Annotated in this window: 1 protein-coding gene; it reads left to right on the plus strand. The window is 29.3% G+C overall.

Annotated elements, in window-relative coordinates:
* Positions 1–59: 59 nt before the first annotated feature.
* The coding region (locus tag IX290_RS11485; protein WP_349290762.1) for a transposase at positions 60–406 on the plus strand (347 nt) is incomplete at its 3' end.

Below are 406 nucleotides of genomic sequence, written 5' to 3' on the forward strand. Positions count from 1 at the left end.
AAAAAAATTACTTTCATGTTAATTCTATCGCTGGACAATGGAGGAAACTTGTCATCGATATCGTTAAAAGTGGCAATTACAATAAGAAAATTAAAGCTAAAGCCTACGCGGTAGCAAATCAACTGTATAAGAAAGATATTCGTTTGTTTTTCAATGTTGCTAATAATGATTTAAATAACAGTACCAATGCAATTAAATATATTGGCAGATATCTTTCACGTGCTCCTATTGCAGAATATAGAATTATTGACACTAGCGATAATAAAGTTACTTTCTATTATGAAAGTCTTGCTGATAATAAGAAAAGAACTGAGCTTACTCTTGATGTTGAAACTTTTCTTTCTAAATTAATTATCCACATTCCACCAAAACATTTTAAAATGATAAGACGTTTTGGAATATACTC

Origin of the sequence: Fusobacterium sp. DD2 (assembly GCF_018205345.1) — a bacterium.
Classification (GTDB): Bacteria; Fusobacteriota; Fusobacteriia; order Fusobacteriales; family Fusobacteriaceae; genus Fusobacterium_A.